Raw genomic sequence first — 620 nt, 5'->3', positions numbered from 1 at the left:
CCCGCCCCTGTGCCGCTGAAGGCCGCCCAGGACACCGCCACCCCGCTTCCTGACGCCGACGCGCCGCTGATCCCGGCCTCTGCTGCAGCCCCTGACCCGGCAGCCCTGCCGCAAACGGCTCCCAGCAGCCAGCCCAGCCCCGAAGCGCAGCCCGAAGCGGCCCCCCTGCCCGGCGCAGAGCCAAACCCGCAGCAAACACCCGCGGCCGCGCCTGACGCCGCCCGCATCAAGGCAGCGCTGGCGTTTCAAGGCGGCAGCGGCGACATCGACCCGGTCTCGCTGGCTGCCTTCCAAAGTTTCATGCAGCCCGGCGATGCTGCGGCGGAAGGCGACCCGCTGCGCGACGGCGTCTCCGGCATTCTCGCCGCAGTGCCCTGCTCCCGCCTGCAGGTTGCCTTTGTACCGGAAACTGCCACGCTTGAGGTGCGCGGCCACCTGCCCGAGGACGGCTTGCGCAGCCCGGTCCTGGCGGCATTGCAAGCCCAGATGGGCGCCGATATCACCGTCTCGGATGAAATGCGGCTGCTGCCGCGGCCGCAATGCGGCGCTCTGTCAGGGATTTCCAACGTCGGTCTGCCGCAAAGCACCGACCAGATCACCAACCCGCTGCTGGTCGGCGA

Annotated in this window: 1 pseudogene; it reads left to right on the top strand. The window is 70.8% G+C overall.

The features are described from left to right. Positions 1-620: pseudogene (locus RA19_RS27165) on the top strand (hypothetical protein); the annotation flags it as partial.

The organism is Leisingera sp. ANG-M1, from assembly GCF_000813745.1.
Classification (GTDB): Bacteria; Pseudomonadota; Alphaproteobacteria; order Rhodobacterales; family Rhodobacteraceae; genus Leisingera.
The sequence above is the reverse complement of the archived record's forward strand: the minus strand, read 5'-3'. Positions and strand labels throughout refer to the sequence as shown.